Raw genomic sequence first — 14,282 nt, 5'->3', positions numbered from 1 at the left:
TTTTTTAAGAGGGGCGTTTTATGGACAGCGATCAGAAGTCCGACGCGATGCCGCCCTTTTCCCAATCGCCGAAACGCGTCGGTTCGGGACCATCGCGGCCGCCGACTTCCGCTGGCCGCGCCTGCGCAGCGTCCTGCTGCCGCCGTCTGGCTTCCGCCTCTTCCAGCGCCCTGCGCGCCTCAGGCGTCAGCGCGCGAGGCGGCGAAACGTCATGGCCGGAGGCCTCGCGGCTGGACGAGAGGTCGTCTTTGGTTGTCATGGCGAGCGCGGCTCCTCATTGGCAATCGCTACCTTTTTCGGCGCGCAACCTTTATGATCGGTTTGGATACCATATATACGCGGCTGTAAGGTTGTAGACCAGATTACGAACCATGTGTCGCGAGTGACCCCATGCCGATGAACTACGCCAAAACCGCGCTGTTGCTGGCCGCGCTGACCGCCATCTTCCTTGTGCTCGGCGCCGCAGTCGGCGGCAAGACCGGCCTTGTGTTCGCGTTCTTCATCGCCCTGGCCACGAATGCGTTCAGCCTTTGGAAGTCCGACAGCGTCGTCCTGCATATGTTCGGGGCCCAGGAAGTGACCGACGCAACCGCGCCTCAACTCGTCGGAATTGTCCGTGATCTCGCGCGCCGCGCCGAGCTTCCGATGCCGCGCGTCTACATCATGAACAACCCGCAGCCGAATGCCTTCGCCACTGGACGCAGTCCGTCTCATGCGGCGGTCTGCGCCTCGACGGGACTGCTCGAAGCTCTCGACAGGCAGGAATTATCGGGCGTGATCGCGCACGAACTCGCGCACGTAAAAAACCGCGATACGCTGACCATGGCCGTCGCCGCAACCATCGGCGGCGCTGTATCGATGTTCGCGCAATATATGCAATTCGGCATGATCTTCGGCGGCGGCCGAGGCAATGATCGTGGCGGACTCGGCATGATCGGCACGATCGCCGCCATCATCGTCGCACCGATGGCCGCGGGTCTCGTTCAGATGGCAATCAGCCGCTCGCGGGAATATCAAGCCGACCGCATGGGCGCGATGATCTGCGGCAACCCGATTTGGCTCGCGTCGGCGCTGCGAAAAATCGATCGTCTCGCCCGCCAAATTCCCAATGAGGAGGCCGAAGCTATTCCTGCCGCAGCTCACATGTTCATCATCAATCCGCTGAACGGTCACGGCGTCGACAACCTGTTCTCCACGCATCCCAACGTCGAGAACCGCATTGCCGCGCTGGAAGCACTCGCCCGCGAGATGGGCGTCGGCGGCAACGCCACAAAGACAAACGCGCCCGACCCGGCGACAAGAGGCAGCGGCTCTGCGGGCGAAGTTTGGATTGGCGGACAGAACTATAACAAGCCTCCGAGCCCCTGGGGCTGACGTGCAAAACAAAGCAAATCCCAAAGGCTCCGCGCCACGGCCCGCTCAGGCGCGCGCCAAGCATGCATCGTCCGCGAGACCTGCGGACCGGGCGCCTCCTCCGGGTATCGAAGGCCTTAAAACCCGCGATGTCGCCGTCTCCGCGATCTATACGGTCCTAGTTGAGCACCGTCCTTTCGATGATGCCTTCGCACGAGCCGCCGCGTCGCGCGATCTTCCCGGCCGCGACCGCGCCTTCGCCCGCCTTATCGCGACGACGGTTCTGAGACATCGCGGTTCACTGCATGCCGTCCTCAGCACGTATCTCGCCAAACCGCTGCCTGAGCGCATGGGCCGCCTCGACGAAATTTTGCTCGCCGCAGCCGCGCAGCTTCTGTTGCTGCAAACGCCGCCACACGCCGTGATATCGCTCGCCGTCGATCAGTGCCGCGCAGATAGTGCCGCCAAGCGGTTCGCGAATCTCGCGAACGCCGTGCTCCGCCGCGTTAGCGAAAGCGGGCACGGACGTCTCGCCTCCCTCGACAATGTCACGCTGACGATTCCCGATTGGCTCCTTTCGCGCTGGAATGAAGCCTACGGTCCGGCCGAGGCACGCCAGATCGCGCGCGCATCGCTCACCGAACCAGCCCTCGACCTGACGGTCAAATCCGATCCCGAACAGTGGGCCGAGCGGATCGGCGCTGTCGTTCTCCCCACCGGCTCGATCCGCTGCGCCCAGGCCGGACGCGTCGAAGAGCTTCCCGGTTACAACGAGGGCGCTTGGTGGGTTCAAGACGCCGCCGCGGCGCTTCCCGTCAAACTTCTGGGCGACGTCGCAGGATTGTCCGTGCTTGACCTATGCGCTGCCCCCGGTGGCAAGACGGCGCAACTCGCGGCTGCCGGCGCCGATGTCACCGCCGTCGACAAATCGGCTGGACGGCTCGGGCGCCTCAACGAAAATCTATCGCGCCTGGGTCTCACGGCAACCATTGCTGTATCCGACGCTCTCACGTTTGCTTCGGAAAAACAGTTCGACGCCATTCTCCTCGACGCGCCATGCACGTCGACCGGCACGATCCGCCGGCACCCCGATATCTTGTATCTGAAACGGCCCGAAGACATTCCGGCCCTCGCCGCGCTCCAAAAGAATCTCCTCGAACGCGCAGCCGTGCTGGTGAAGCCGGGCGGCGTCCTCGTTTACTGCACCTGCTCGCTGGAACCCGAAGAGGGCGAGATGCAAGTTGCGGCCTTCCTCGACCGCCACACCGAATTCACGCGACGCCCCGTCATGCTGGACCAGGAAACGGTTCCGATGTCGTGGCGCACGCGCGATGGCGACCTTCGAACCCTGCCGATGCATTTCGCTGATTTACCTGAAGGCCTGCAGGGCCTTGACGGCTTTTTCGCAGCCTCTCTTGTGAAGTCCTGTTGACCAACCGGCGTGTGACGCATGCCCGCCTTGTTTTGACTGGGGTCGGGGTCTAGTCCTTTTTTGAGGTGGCAAGGCCATCGCTGGACGGAGCCGGGCCTTGGGTCTCAATGTTTCGGAACGCCTGAAAATCCGCTCGCTCTCGGTTGAGCGGTTGCGGCGGCGCGCCGTGACGTTGACCTTATCCTCCCCATTTCTCCGCTGGCGCTATGCCGGTAACGGCGCCGACCAGATCCTGATCGTCCCACAGGAACTGCGCGCCGCCGATCCGAGCTTCTGGACCGAAGTTGCGCACGGTCACTTCGGGATGGCTTCGCAAATCGCCGATCTCAAGGGCGCTTCGGCTTTCCGCATAACACCGCCGAGCGTCGCCTGGGAACGCGAACTCCATGGCTTCGGTTGGCTCCGTCACCTCGCCGCGACCGAAGAAGAAGAAGCGGCAGCCGTCGCGCGTGATCTCGTCCTCGAATGGATCGCCCTCAAGAAGATGTCGCACGGCGTTGCCTATGAACCCGAGGTCATTGGACGGCGGCTGATCTCCTGGATCTCGCAAGCCAATATGATTCTCGAAGGCTTGGACGCGCGCGCTTATACGCAAATCATGTCGAGCATCGGCCAGCAGATCGTGGCACTGCGTACGACTTGGCGAAACGCACCCGACGGCATGCCGCGCATGATCTGTCTCATCGCGCTCGTCCTGTCCGGACTTTCCATCTCCGGCCACGATAAGCAACTGAAAGAGGCCGAAGCCGCGCTCGTCGTCGAGTTGAAGCGGCAGATTCTCGACGACGGCGGCCACATCAGCCGCAGCGCCAGCGTTCTTTCCGATCTCATCCTCGATTTGCTGCCGCTCGGCCAGTGCTTCGGCTCGCGCGCACTCGCTGCACCTGAAGAGATCGCCGCCAGTATCAGAAAATCGCTGAAATTCCTGCGTTTCATGCGGATCGGTGATGGCATGCTCGCACGCTTCAACGGCGTCAGCACCGGCTCGCCCGCCGCCCTGGCCACCGTGCTCGGCTATGCCAGCGGCGATTTCGACATCATGCCGATCGCGCGGCCATCCGGGTATGCCCGGCTCGATCGCGGCTCGACGGTCGTCATAGCCGATATCGGCTCGCCGCCGCCGCTCGAACTTTCGACCGAGGCACAAGCCGGTGCCCTCTCATTCGAAATGACCTCGCGCCAGTATTTGATCTTCGCCAATGGCGGCTTCCCGGGTCCTGCCGACCGCGACTGGGATTCGGTCGCACGCTCCACGACGAGTCACAACACACTGTGTCTCGCGGAAACGTCATCGTCCCGGCTCATCCGCCATGATCAGTTGGAATCGATGGTCGACGGCCTGCCAATCCGCGGCCCCGACACGGTAACGTCGGAATTCGTCGATGGCCCCAGCCAGGCGGAACTGTCTGCCTCCCATGACGGCTACATGAAGCGCTTCGGCCTCATTCATAGCCGTCGCTTGGCGCTTTCGCCCAAAGGCGATAGGCTCGAAGGCGTCGACATTCTGGAACCGCCGAAAGGCACGCTGCGCCTGAAGCAGGATTTGCCCTACGCCATCCATTTCCACCTCCATCCCGATTGCCGCTGCCGCTCCGCCGGACATCGCCGGTGCCGGATCACCCTTCCCGACGGCGAGACGTGGCTCTTCGCGGCGGACGACACAGCGCAGATGTCGATCGAGGAAAGCCTGTTTTTCGTCGACAGCGCAGGCCCCAGGCCGAGCCTGCAGATCGTGCTCCGTGGCACCACGTTCGGCGAGACGTCCGTCCATTGGCTCGTCCAGGCCGAAAAGCCGGAAATCAGCAAGGTCTGACGCGGCCCCACGTTTGCGCGTCACAATCGCACGCTCATCCCTCGGCGGGATGGCCACGCCGGGCGCACCGTGATAACCGCCACATCGAAAAAGCTGGGGTGAACATGGCTGAGCAACAGATACGCCGGGCTCTACTTTCGGTCTCCGACAAAACCGGATTGATCGAATTCGCGACTGCCTTGAAGGCGCGCGGCATCGAGCTGGTCTCGACGGGTGGCACCGCGGCTGCATTGAAGGCTGCCGGCCTTGCCGTCATGGATGTCTCCGAGCTGACCGGATTCCCGGAAATGATGGACGGCCGCGTGAAGACGCTGCATCCGAAAGTCCACGGCGGCCTTCTCGCCATTCGCGGCAATGATGTGCACGATGCGGCTGCGCGCGAACACGATATTCTGCCGATCGACCTCCTCGTCGTGAACCTCTATCCGTTCGAAGCGACTGTCGCCAAAGGCGCATCATATGATGACTGCGTCGAGAACATCGACGTCGGTGGTCCGGCGATGATCCGCGGCGCTTCAAAAAACCACGACAGCGTCACCGTCGTCGTCGAACCCGCCGACTACGACCGCGTGCTCGCCGAAATTGCGGCGAATGACGGCGCAACGACGCTTGCATTGCGAAAATCCCTCGCTGCGAAGGCCTTCGCCCGAACCGCCGCTTACGACGCCGCCATCAGCAATTGGTTTGCGCGCGAACTCAACGCCACCGCGCCGGAATGGCGGGCCTTCGGCGGCCACCTCGGACAAGCGCTCCGCTACGGCGAGAACGCCCATCAAACGGCCGCGCTCTATCTCTCCGCTGAAGCCCGCGTTGGCGTCGCGACGGCGAAGCAGCTTCAGGGCAAAGAACTCTCGTACAACAACATCAACGACACGGATGCCGCCTTCGAACTCGTTTCAGAATTCGATCCGCGATTGCCCGCTGTCGCGATCATCAAGCATGCCAACCCGTGCGGTGTCGCGGTTGCAGCGTCGCTTGCTGAAGCTTATCGCAGCGCTCTCGCCTGCGATCCGGTCAGCGCCTTTGGCGGCATCATCGCCCTCAACAAAACAATCGACGCCGCGACCGCCGAGGAAATGGCCAAGATCTTCACCGAAGTCGTCATCGCACCCGACGCGACGGAAGAAGCGAAAGCCATCTTTGCGAGCAAGAAAAACCTTCGCTTGTTGCTGACCGGGGCGCTCGCCGACTCCCGCGCGCCAGGCCTCAATTTCAAATCTGTTGCAGGCGGATTCCTCGTGCAATCGCGTGACGCCAGCAACGCCGACGATCTCGACTTGGAGGTCGTCTCGAAACGCGCCCCAACGGACGCCGAGCGGAAAGATCTTCGCTTCGCGTTCAAGGTCGCAAAGCACGTCAAATCCAACGCCATCGTATATGCGAAGAACCAGGCGACCGTCGGCGTCGGCGCGGGCCAGATGAGCCGGGTCGAGTCATCCCGCATCGCGGCGTGGAAAGCCGCCGAAGCTGCCAAGGCACTGGGCCTCGACCAATCCCTGACGGTCGGATCGGTCGTCGCCTCGGACGCGTTCTTTCCGTTTGCCGATGGTTTGATCACGGCCGCTGAAGCGGGTGTCACGGCAGTCATTCAGCCGGGCGGTTCGATGCGTGACGACGAAGTCATCAAGGCAGCCGACGAGCGCGGCTTGGCGATGGTCTTCACCGGCATTCGCCACTTCCGCCACTAAACCGATCGACGCTTATGGAGCCGGTCGCGTTCTGACGAACAGCATCATCACGACGCCAATCGCAAGGAACGCGAGAACCGCCGACATGCCCATACGCTGGCTGCCGGTCTCCTGCGTGATGAGCGCGACGAAGAACGGCGCCAGAAACGCCGTGACTTTGCCCGAAAACGCGAAGAGCCCGAAAAACTGCGTGATCTTGTCGGCGGGCGCGATCCGCGCCAGCAGCGACCGGCTGGCGGCCTGCACCGGCGCCGAAACGATGCCGACCAAAATCGCGAACGCCAAAAACGTCTGCTCTCCGGCCGACGAGAACGGCTTCGAGCCGATGGCTTTCGCCGCCACCTCCGTCGTGAAGAAAATATGCGATTTGTCGACCGACAGAATGCCGATCGCGCCCACGAACAAGGCCACGAGCGCGACGATAATGACCCTCTTGGGTCCGACGCTGTCATCGAGCCAGCCACCGAACAACGCGCCGAACGCGCCGACGAGCGTCAGGACAATGCCGAATATTCCGAGTTCCAACGGCCCCCATCCGAACACCGACGCGCCGTAGATGCCGCCGAACGCGAAGATCGCAGTCAGACCGTCGGTATAGAGCATGCGCGCGATGAGGAAGATCAACAGGCTCGGCATCGACGGTAGCGATTTGATCGTGTCCCAAAGCTCCGCCGCCGCCGAACGCGCGGGATGTCCTGTCGCCGCGCGACGCCGATCCGGGACGAAAAGGAAAAACGGAACAATAAAAATCGCGAACCAGATCGCGGCGAACGGCCCGGTGATGCGATCGCCCTGATGCGTCGCGGTGTCGAGCGTGAGCAGCGGATCGAGTCCGAGCAGTGTTTTCGGTTCGCCCGGCATCGGCACGAGAAGCCCCGCGACGAGCGCCAAACTCACGAGACCGCCGAAATACCCGACGGCCCATCCGGTGCCGGAAAGGACGCCCAGCTCCGCCTTCGGCACGAGCCCGGTCATGATGGCGTTCGAGAAAACACTCATAAGTTCGGCAGCGATCGTCGCCGCGACGAAGCCCCCGAGAACGATGAGGATCGTCGTCATGTTCGCGTCGGGCGCCCCGAGCCAGAGGCTCGAAAGCCCCGCTAAAAATAATAGCGAAAGCGCGGCCATCCAGGGCTTGCGCGAACCACGCCCGTCAGCTGCCGCGCCCAGCAGCGGGCTGATGATCGCAATCACGAGCCCCGCGACAGCCGCCGCATATCCCCAAAGCGCCTGGCCGCAAGCAGCCTTCTCGCTGCCTTCCGCAATCATCGTTCCGCAGACGGAATTCTGCACGATGGCATTCGCGAAATAGGGTCCGAATAGAAACGTCTGCACCAATGTGTAGTGCGGTTGCACGGCCCAGTCATAGAGCATCCAGGACACGCGAGCGCGAAGCGGCGCGCGAGCAACCGCGCTTTCTTCGACGATGGCGGCATGCCCAGCCCCCTCGCCGATACCCAAGGTCGACATGCCTTCCCCCTCTTTCGAGCCGCTTCGAAAACGTCGTCAGATAATCAGTTTCGCAAGACGATAAGATGGTCGGGAAGCTCGTTCGGATCGATATCCCTCGGCGGGAAATGCTGTGCCAGAAGCTCCCCGATGCGCCCTATCGCCCGCTCGAAACCTTCGACCGCACGGCCCGCGCCGATGTCGGCTGTGAAATCGTCGACGATCTTCTGCCAGATACCTTTCTCGACCTGCGCATCGATGCCGCTATCGGCGATGATCTCGACGCGCTTCTCCGCAATCGACACGAAGATCAAAACGCCCGTCCGCCCCGTCGTCGTGTGCAGGTTCTGCGCAAGGAACTGCTCGCTCGCTCGCCGCCGCGTATTGGCGCGAAGGATCGACTTCGGAATAAGCGACATCCGCACCTTCGGATGCCACGCAAGCGCCAGCAGCGCGAGGAAGACGAGCAACTGAATGAGGAAGATCCACTGCACCTTCATCCAGGTGAAGTGGATGAGCGGCCACGGGATGATCAGCGCCAGCAGCGCCGCCCACATGAACGGAACATGCTGATAGCGGCTGCTCTGATCCGCAACGACGGCGACGATCTCGCCCGACGTGTTGCGTTCGGCCTTGGTAATGGCCGCGGAAATCCGCTCCGCGTCTTTGGCGCTGATGAAGCTCATCGTTCCGGGCCACCTGCTTGCGTTGCTATCGTCATTGCTACCAGCCCCCCGAAGCGCCGCCGCCACCGAAGTCGCCGCCGCCTCCCGACCAGCCGCCGCCCCCGCTATCGCCGCCGCCACTCGACCAACCGCCGCCCCAATCCCCGGAGCCGCCTGGAATGATGACAACGCCGCCACGCCGCCGGCGCTGCTGGGTGCCCGGCATCCCGGCCTGCATCGCCTGCGCATTGCGATAATTGACCCAGATGATGAAGGCCACGATCAGGAAAAAGATGACGAGATGGATGATCACCGTCGGATCGTCCTGCGGCGTGCGCGAACCGGCTGCGCGCTGCTTCACTTCTTCGGCGTCTCCAAGCACCACCGACTTGATATCGCGCACGCCGTCCTTGATGCCGCCCGCGAAATCGCCGCGTCGGAACTTCGGCAGGATGGCATTCTGAATGATAAGCGCCGACATCGTGTCGGTCATGAACGGCTCAAGCCGCCGTCCGACTTCGATCCTGACTTTACGATCGTTCGGAGCGACGATCAGCAGGATGCCGTTGTCCTTGCCCTTCTGACCGATCCCCCACTTTCGCGCGAGACCGATGCCGTAATCTTCGATCGAATAACCCTGGAGCGATTTGACCGTGACGATCGCGAGCTGGTCCGTCGATGTCTGCTCGAGGGAAGCAAGATCGCTTTCGATGTCGGTCTTCTCGGCGGGCGTCAACAGCGCCGCTTCATCCGTGATGCGTCCCGCAAGCTCCGGATAAACCGGATCCGCGAAGGCCGGAACGAACAGGCCCGAAAGCGTGGCGGACAGCATAGCCATCATCACGCGCAGCAGCGCACGCGGCCCGCTGCGCGATATCGAAGACCGAGCCGCGTTCAAAGCCCCAGCCATCTGATAGGCTCCCGGCAAAAGTTGATGCGTCCGCCGCCTAAGGCTTGCTGAAATCGACCTTCGGAACCTTCTGCTCTTCAGGCGAAATGTCGAACGTCGCCATTTCCTTCGCCTGCGGATACAGCGCCATCTTCCAGAGCCGGCCCGGGAAGGTCACGATCTCGGTGTTGTAGGCCTGCACCGCCTGGATGTAGTCGCGGCGCGCGATGGCGATACGGTTCTCGGTACCCGAAAGCTCGCTCTGCAACGCCAGGAAGTTCTGACCCGACTTGATATCCGGATAGCGTTCGACCACCGCCATCAATCGTCCAAGCGCGCCCGAGAGCCCTGCCTGCGCATCCTGGAATTTCTTCATCGCATCAGGATTGGTCAGGATATCGGCGGGCAGCTGAATGTTCGTCGTCTGCTCGCGCGCTTTCGTGACATCGATCAGCACGCTCTTTTCCTGATCCGCGAAGCCCTTCACCGTCTCGACGAGATTGGGAACGAGATCCGACCGGCGCTTGTACTGGTTCAGCACCTCGCTCCAGGCAGCTTTTGCTTGCTGCTCCTTCGTCGGAATGGTGTTGATCCCGCAGCCTGCCATCGACAGGGCCGCAACAATGATCGCGAGAACCGCGATCGGACGAACGATGAAAGTTCTCATGGCTGCGGTCATGGCGCTGGCAGTCCTCGTTTCTGAATCGAAAAGGTTCGGTGCCGGGGGAGCAATAGGGCGATAGAGGCGGATCGTCGAGCGGCCCTCGCGAGCCGACGTCTGTGGTATGATTTTCATTCATGGCGTTCAAGCGACACCGCCATGACTTTAGTACCCATAATTAGGCGTCGGACGGACCAAGCACCTCCGCGAACGACGTGGCAAGGGTTTCCACCATCTTCCGCGACCGTGGGATGGGCACGACGTATTCAGCTTATATTCAGATCGACGGACGTACACGTCGATCCAGACACCTGAGCGGCACAAGCACCGCAACGGCCCGGGAGCGTCATCTAGGCATCGCTCCTATCCGGCCGGACACGCATGGGTTTGCGCGAAATCCTGCGGGAGGGACGATGCCCCGTGTTCGGAGTTTTTTAGGGATCGCCTAAACGTTTCGCGCTCGGAATCTGATCCTTCGTTGCAGTCGAATCCGGATGGCGAATGGCTTCTGCCTGCTATGCGCAATTGGCAGGTTTCCATTGGAAACGACGTTTATGACACCACGTTACTATGGTCGGCGGACTCGAAAAAATCGCGATTCGATTACGGTATGGAGCTCAAAATGGAAAATTGGAAAAAAGCGCTGACAGGCGCGATAGCGGCGCTGGCCGTCGTCGGCTTTTCCGCAGGCGCTGAAGCCCGGAACGGCGGTGGCGGCGGTGGCTTCCACGGCGGTGGTGGCGGATTTCACGGTGGCGGTGGCTTCCGCGGAGGCCACTTTGGCGGCGGCGGTTTCCGAGGCGGGCATTTCGCTGGCGGATACGGACGTCACGGCGGAGGCTATGGGCATGGCGGCTACGGCCATCGCGGTCGTGGTGGTTGGGGCGGTCGCTACTATGGTTACGGCTGGGGCCCAGGTTTCTACTACGGCGGCTACGACGACTACGCTTATGACGAAGGTTATCTCTGCGACGACTACTATTATCGCCGCCGTCATTCCTATTGCTACTACTGACAAATGCCCGATGCCGGCCCCGCGAGGGGCCGGTTTCGTTTTGAGCGTCGGCGGGCGCTCTATAATGCTCCAGAGCTAATCATGGCGAGACGAGCGAAGCTGTACCGCCCGCACCCTGCTGCCCCGCGATAAGATGAGCCGGGCTCATGAATGCGATATCGAAGTGGATCGGCGTGGAAGCCATGACCATTGGAATGCTGAAGATGAGCACCACCAGAATTGCACAAGCGAATGCCGCCTGGAGAGACTGCACGAAGCGTTTCAATTGAGTTGCACCCTTTCAAGCCCAGCCCACCGTATTTATTCTCCCTCGCTATGGCGGCAGCGAGTCCCAATCGCGGCGGCGCTCGGGCGCCGTAAAATGTCGCGCCAACGGCAGGCGGCGCCAGCGAATGCGCGGCGCCTCGCGCCGACAAACGGCAAGCCATTCGAAGCTGGGTTGTCCTGTTGCCAGATACTTCTGACACGGATTGTTTTGATCTGTTTTGGGGGACCGGGGTAGCGTCCCTGATGTACTGGAGCGGGCGAAGGGATTCGAACCCTCGACCCCGACCTTGGCAAGGTCGTGCTCTACCCCTGAGCTACACCCGCATGTCCAGATACTAACGCCGCCTTGCGGCGGCGGAAGACCCGCCTTATGGCGCAAGTGCCCGGCCAATGCAAGCCCCTGCGTCATGGCGGCAAAAATGGCCATCGGCCTTATATATCGGAGGTCCGCCGGGGTATGCATCCGGCGGCGGAGCAGCGAAAACGGAGAAAGCGACCAGCCGATGCCCCTCACGCGACAACAGCTGTTCTCGGCCCTGGCTGACCTCGGAATTCAAACCGAAACGATCGACCATCCGGCCGTCTTTACCGTCGCCGAAAGCGACAAGGTCGAAATTCCGCTCCCCGGCGCCCATACGAAAAATCTGTTCCTCAAGGATGACAAGGGCGCGCTTTTCCTCGTGATCGCCAAAGCCGAGACACGCGTCGACCTCAAAGGCCTGTCGAAAAAATTGGGGGCCGGACGTTTCTCGTTCGGCAGGCCCGAGTTGCTGATGGAAACGCTCGGCGTCTCGCCCGGTTCGGTAACGGCATTTGCGGTGATCAACGATACTGAAAACCGAGTGAAAATCGTCGTCGATGAGGCGCTGATGGCCGGCACCTCGATGAACTGTCATCCTCTTGAAAACACAGCGACGACAAACATTGCGCGCGACGACCTTTTGCGGTTCATTCGGGCCACCGGCCATGAACCCTGCGTCATGGAATTGACCGCGTCTTGAAGACTTGAGCGGGGAGGAGACAGGCTCGATGGAATTCGGTGCAAAAGACACGGAGATTGGCGCTTTCGGAGGAACCGACGTCGTCAAGGACTCGACGACCGCGACCTTCAAGGTTGACGTTCTCGATGCGTCGAACACGGTGCCGGTCGTCGTCGATTTCTGGGCGCCGTGGTGCGGACCGTGCAAACAGTTGACGCCACTCATCGAGAAACTGGTCCGCGGCTATCGCGGCAAGGTCCGTCTCGTGAAGGTCAACGTCGACGAGAACCAGGCGATCTCGGCCCAACTTCGCATTCAATCGCTCCCCACCGTCTATGCTTTTCGCGATGGTCAGCCGGTCGACGGATTTGTCGGCGTACAGCCCGAAAGCACGATCAAGGCGTTCATCGACCGCCTCGTTGCCGACGACGCCGAAGTCGGAATTGCGGAGCTTTTGAAAACCGGCGAAGACCTGCTCGAACAAGACGATTTGCAGAGCGCCGCCGAAATCTTCGCCAGCATTCTGCAGGAAGATCGCACCAATGCCGAAGCGCTGGCCGGTCTCGCATCCTGTTACATGAAGAGCGGCGACGTGGCGCGCGCCAAGCAAACGCTGGCCCTCGTCCCACCCGACAAACGCGAGATGCCGGTGGTTAAGAGCATCGAGGCCGCTCTTCAGCTCGCCGAAAGAAGCGCCGACACCGGCGAACTCGACGAGTTGAAGAAACGCGTCGCCGAAAATCCCAAGGACTTCCAAGCCCGCCTCGATCTCGCCGTCGGTCTTGGGGCATCCGATGAACGTCAGGACGCCCTTGAACTTCTACTCGATCTCGTCAGGATAGACCGGAAATGGAACGATGAGGCTGCCCGCAAGCAGCTTCTGCAATTCTTCGACGCCTGGGGCCAGAAAGAGCCGTTGGTTGCCGAAGGGCGGCGGCGGCTATCATCCATCCTATTCAGTTGATCTTTTCGACGCCTAGCGGAGACGATCCCATTTGACCCTCACGGAACGCTATCGCCGTCCGGCCGATCTGCCGCCAAGGATTCCCGTTTTTCCTCTCCGCGGCGCCATCCTGCTGCCGCGCGCGACCCTGCCGCTCAACATTTTCGAACCGCGCTATGTCGACATGATCGACCATGTGATGTCGGGCGCGCGGATCATCGGCATCCTGCAACCGCTCGTAGCCGGAGACGACGATCAGGAAAGCCCCATCGAAAAAACGGCCGAGTTGCGCTCCGTCGGCTGCGCCGGCCGAATAACGTCCTACCAGGAACTCGACGACGGACGGTTGATCATCACGCTGACGGGCGTCACACGGTTTCAATGCGTCGGCGAAGCCGAAACCGACATGCCCTACCGCATCATGAGCGTCAGCTACGACAAATTCGCGAGCGATTTGACCGAGGGTCTCGGCGAAGAGCAGGTCGATCGCCAGAACCTCCTTCGCGTCCTGCGGACTTACCTTGAGGCCAATCGCCTGAAGACGGATTGGGCAACGATCCAGCGGGCATCGAACGAATTCCTGATCAACGCTCTTTCGGTGATGTGCCCTTACGGCCCCGAGGAAAAACAGGCGCTTCTCGAAGCCAAGGATTTGCAGTCGCGCGCCGAAGTGCTCGTTGCGCTCGCGGAAATCGATCTGGCTTCGAACGGCAACAGCGGCACGACGCTTCAATAGCGCCGGAGGGCATGCGATGAGCGAAAATCTCGACGACAGCCCCCAAGACGACGCCAACGCCGTCGATCCGAAACTGCTTGAGCTTCTCGTCTGCCCCTTGACCAAGACTCGCCTCGTTTACGATGCGAAAGCCCGCGAGCTCTTAAGCAAGGCGGCCGGCTTGGCGTTTCCGATCCGCAACGGCGTCCCGCTGATGATCGAGGAAGCAGCGCGCAAATTGACGGACGCCGACTTGCGGCGACTGTAAAGGCGATGTGACCGACATTGCAGCCGGTCGAAAAAGATTTGATGGCTGCGGATCGGCGCTTAACCACGTCTATTTAGATTCTGTAAAAGAGCACTGGATGACTGTCGCCCCGCATTCAGGGGCCACAGCATTGTTGCGAAAAAC

15 protein-coding genes and 1 tRNA gene are annotated in these 14,282 nt (G+C 61.5%); 9 read left to right on the top strand and 7 right to left on the bottom strand.

The features are described from left to right. Positions 1 to 31: 31 nt before the first annotated feature. Positions 32 to 259 carry a DUF1674 domain-containing protein gene (locus WC811_RS13510; RefSeq protein WP_372645387.1) on the bottom strand — a complete coding sequence of 76 codons (228 nt, stop codon included), beginning with the start codon at positions 257 to 259 and terminating at the stop codon, positions 32 to 34. Between the two features lie 131 nt (positions 260 to 390). Here WC811_RS13510 and htpX point away from each other — a divergent pair, with 131 nt between their 5' ends. The 4 genes from htpX (at position 391) to purH (ending at position 6,286) form a co-directional block, all read left to right on the top strand. Beyond that, complete coding sequence (gene htpX / locus WC811_RS13505; RefSeq protein WP_372645385.1) at positions 391 to 1,374, top strand: zinc metalloprotease HtpX; 984 nt, start codon at positions 391 to 393, stop codon at positions 1,372 to 1,374. Between the two features lies 1 nt (position 1,375). Next, entirely contained in the window at positions 1,376 to 2,785 is a 1,410-nt protein-coding gene (locus WC811_RS13500; protein WP_372645383.1) for an RsmB/NOP family class I SAM-dependent RNA methyltransferase, read from the top strand. Between the two features lie 97 nt (positions 2,786 to 2,882). Then, entirely contained in the window at positions 2,883 to 4,598 is a 1,716-nt protein-coding gene (locus tag WC811_RS13495; RefSeq protein WP_372645381.1) for a heparinase II/III family protein, read from the top strand. A 104-nt stretch (positions 4,599 to 4,702) separates the two neighbouring features. Further along, entirely contained in the window at positions 4,703 to 6,286 is a 1,584-nt protein-coding gene (gene purH / locus WC811_RS13490; RefSeq protein ID WP_372645379.1) for a bifunctional phosphoribosylaminoimidazolecarboxamide formyltransferase/IMP cyclohydrolase, read from the top strand. 12 nt (positions 6,287 to 6,298) lie between these two features. Here purH and WC811_RS13485 read toward each other — a convergent pair whose 3' ends face one another. Genes WC811_RS13485 through WC811_RS13470 form a run of 4 tightly spaced genes read right to left on the bottom strand, consistent with a single transcriptional unit; the run spans position 6,299 to position 9,968 of the window. Continuing rightward, positions 6,299 to 7,756 (bottom strand): MFS transporter, encoded by a 1,458-nt coding sequence (locus tag WC811_RS13485; RefSeq protein ID WP_372645377.1) that lies wholly within the window; start codon positions 7,754 to 7,756, stop codon positions 6,299 to 6,301. Between the two features lie 44 nt (positions 7,757 to 7,800). Further along, positions 7,801 to 8,421, bottom strand: a complete 621-nt coding sequence (locus WC811_RS13480; RefSeq protein ID WP_372645375.1) for a TPM domain-containing protein — start codon at positions 8,419 to 8,421, stop codon at positions 7,801 to 7,803. Positions 8,422 to 8,458: 37 nt separating this feature from the next. Continuing rightward, complete coding sequence (locus WC811_RS13475; protein WP_372645373.1) at positions 8,459 to 9,310, bottom strand: YgcG family protein; 852 nt, start codon at positions 9,308 to 9,310, stop codon at positions 8,459 to 8,461. A 37-nt stretch (positions 9,311 to 9,347) separates the two neighbouring features. Then, on the bottom strand, positions 9,348 to 9,968 hold the full coding sequence (locus WC811_RS13470; RefSeq protein ID WP_372645786.1) for a LemA family protein: 621 nt from the start codon (positions 9,966 to 9,968) through the stop codon (positions 9,348 to 9,350). A gap of 604 nt (positions 9,969 to 10,572) precedes the next feature. Here WC811_RS13470 and WC811_RS13465 point away from each other — a divergent pair. Beyond that, entirely contained in the window at positions 10,573 to 10,965 is a 393-nt protein-coding gene (locus WC811_RS13465; protein WP_372645371.1) for a hypothetical protein, read from the top strand. 79 nt (positions 10,966 to 11,044) lie between these two features. Here WC811_RS13465 and WC811_RS13460 read toward each other — a convergent pair whose 3' ends face one another. After that, positions 11,045 to 11,218: a hypothetical protein gene (locus WC811_RS13460; protein ID WP_372645369.1), complete on the bottom strand. Its 174-nt coding sequence runs from the start codon at positions 11,216 to 11,218 to the stop codon at positions 11,045 to 11,047. A 263-nt stretch (positions 11,219 to 11,481) separates the two neighbouring features. Beyond that, positions 11,482 to 11,556 (bottom strand) — tRNA-Gly (locus WC811_RS13455). 179 nt (positions 11,557 to 11,735) lie between these two features. Here WC811_RS13455 and WC811_RS13450 point away from each other — a divergent pair. Genes WC811_RS13450 through WC811_RS13435 form a run of 4 tightly spaced genes read left to right on the top strand, consistent with a single transcriptional unit; the run spans position 11,736 to position 14,138 of the window. After that, positions 11,736 to 12,233, top strand: a complete 498-nt coding sequence (locus WC811_RS13450) for a prolyl-tRNA synthetase associated domain-containing protein (protein WP_372645367.1) — start codon at positions 11,736 to 11,738, stop codon at positions 12,231 to 12,233. A gap of 28 nt (positions 12,234 to 12,261) precedes the next feature. Next, entirely contained in the window at positions 12,262 to 13,176 is a 915-nt protein-coding gene (gene trxA, locus WC811_RS13445) for a thioredoxin (protein WP_372645365.1), read from the top strand. Between the two features lie 31 nt (positions 13,177 to 13,207). Further along, on the top strand, positions 13,208 to 13,891 hold the full coding sequence (locus WC811_RS13440; protein WP_372645363.1) for an LON peptidase substrate-binding domain-containing protein: 684 nt from the start codon (positions 13,208 to 13,210) through the stop codon (positions 13,889 to 13,891). Positions 13,892 to 13,907: 16 nt separating this feature from the next. After that, positions 13,908 to 14,138 carry a Trm112 family protein gene (locus tag WC811_RS13435; protein WP_372645361.1) on the top strand — a complete coding sequence of 77 codons (231 nt, stop codon included), beginning with the start codon at positions 13,908 to 13,910 and terminating at the stop codon, positions 14,136 to 14,138. Positions 14,139 to 14,282 lie beyond the last annotated feature (144 nt).

The organism is Hyphomicrobium sp., assembly GCF_041659645.1.
Lineage (GTDB): Bacteria > Pseudomonadota > Alphaproteobacteria > Rhizobiales > Hyphomicrobiaceae > Hyphomicrobium_B.
Note: the sequence above shows the minus strand (reverse complement) of the source record. Positions and strands in the feature narration are given on the sequence as shown.

Coding starts and splice junctions, on each gene's coding strand:
- WC811_RS13480 (WP_372645375.1), bottom strand. CDS start 8,421: ATGAGCTTCATCAGCGCCAAAGACGCGGAGCGGATTTCCGCGGCCATT.
- trxA (WP_372645365.1), top strand. CDS start 12,262: ATGGAATTCGGTGCAAAAGACACGGAGATTGGCGCTTTCGGAGGAACC.
- htpX (WP_372645385.1), top strand. CDS start 391: ATGCCGATGAACTACGCCAAAACCGCGCTGTTGCTGGCCGCGCTGACC.
- WC811_RS13470 (WP_372645786.1), bottom strand. CDS start 9,968: ATGACCGCAGCCATGAGAACTTTCATCGTTCGTCCGATCGCGGTTCTC.
- WC811_RS13510 (WP_372645387.1), bottom strand. CDS start 259: ATGACAACCAAAGACGACCTCTCGTCCAGCCGCGAGGCCTCCGGCCAT.
- WC811_RS13450 (WP_372645367.1), top strand. CDS start 11,736: ATGCCCCTCACGCGACAACAGCTGTTCTCGGCCCTGGCTGACCTCGGA.
- WC811_RS13465 (WP_372645371.1), top strand. CDS start 10,573: ATGGAAAATTGGAAAAAAGCGCTGACAGGCGCGATAGCGGCGCTGGCC.
- purH (WP_372645379.1), top strand. CDS start 4,703: ATGGCTGAGCAACAGATACGCCGGGCTCTACTTTCGGTCTCCGACAAA.
- WC811_RS13475 (WP_372645373.1), bottom strand. CDS start 9,310: ATGGCTGGGGCTTTGAACGCGGCTCGGTCTTCGATATCGCGCAGCGGG.
- WC811_RS13485 (WP_372645377.1), bottom strand. CDS start 7,756: ATGTCGACCTTGGGTATCGGCGAGGGGGCTGGGCATGCCGCCATCGTC.
- WC811_RS13435 (WP_372645361.1), top strand. CDS start 13,908: ATGAGCGAAAATCTCGACGACAGCCCCCAAGACGACGCCAACGCCGTC.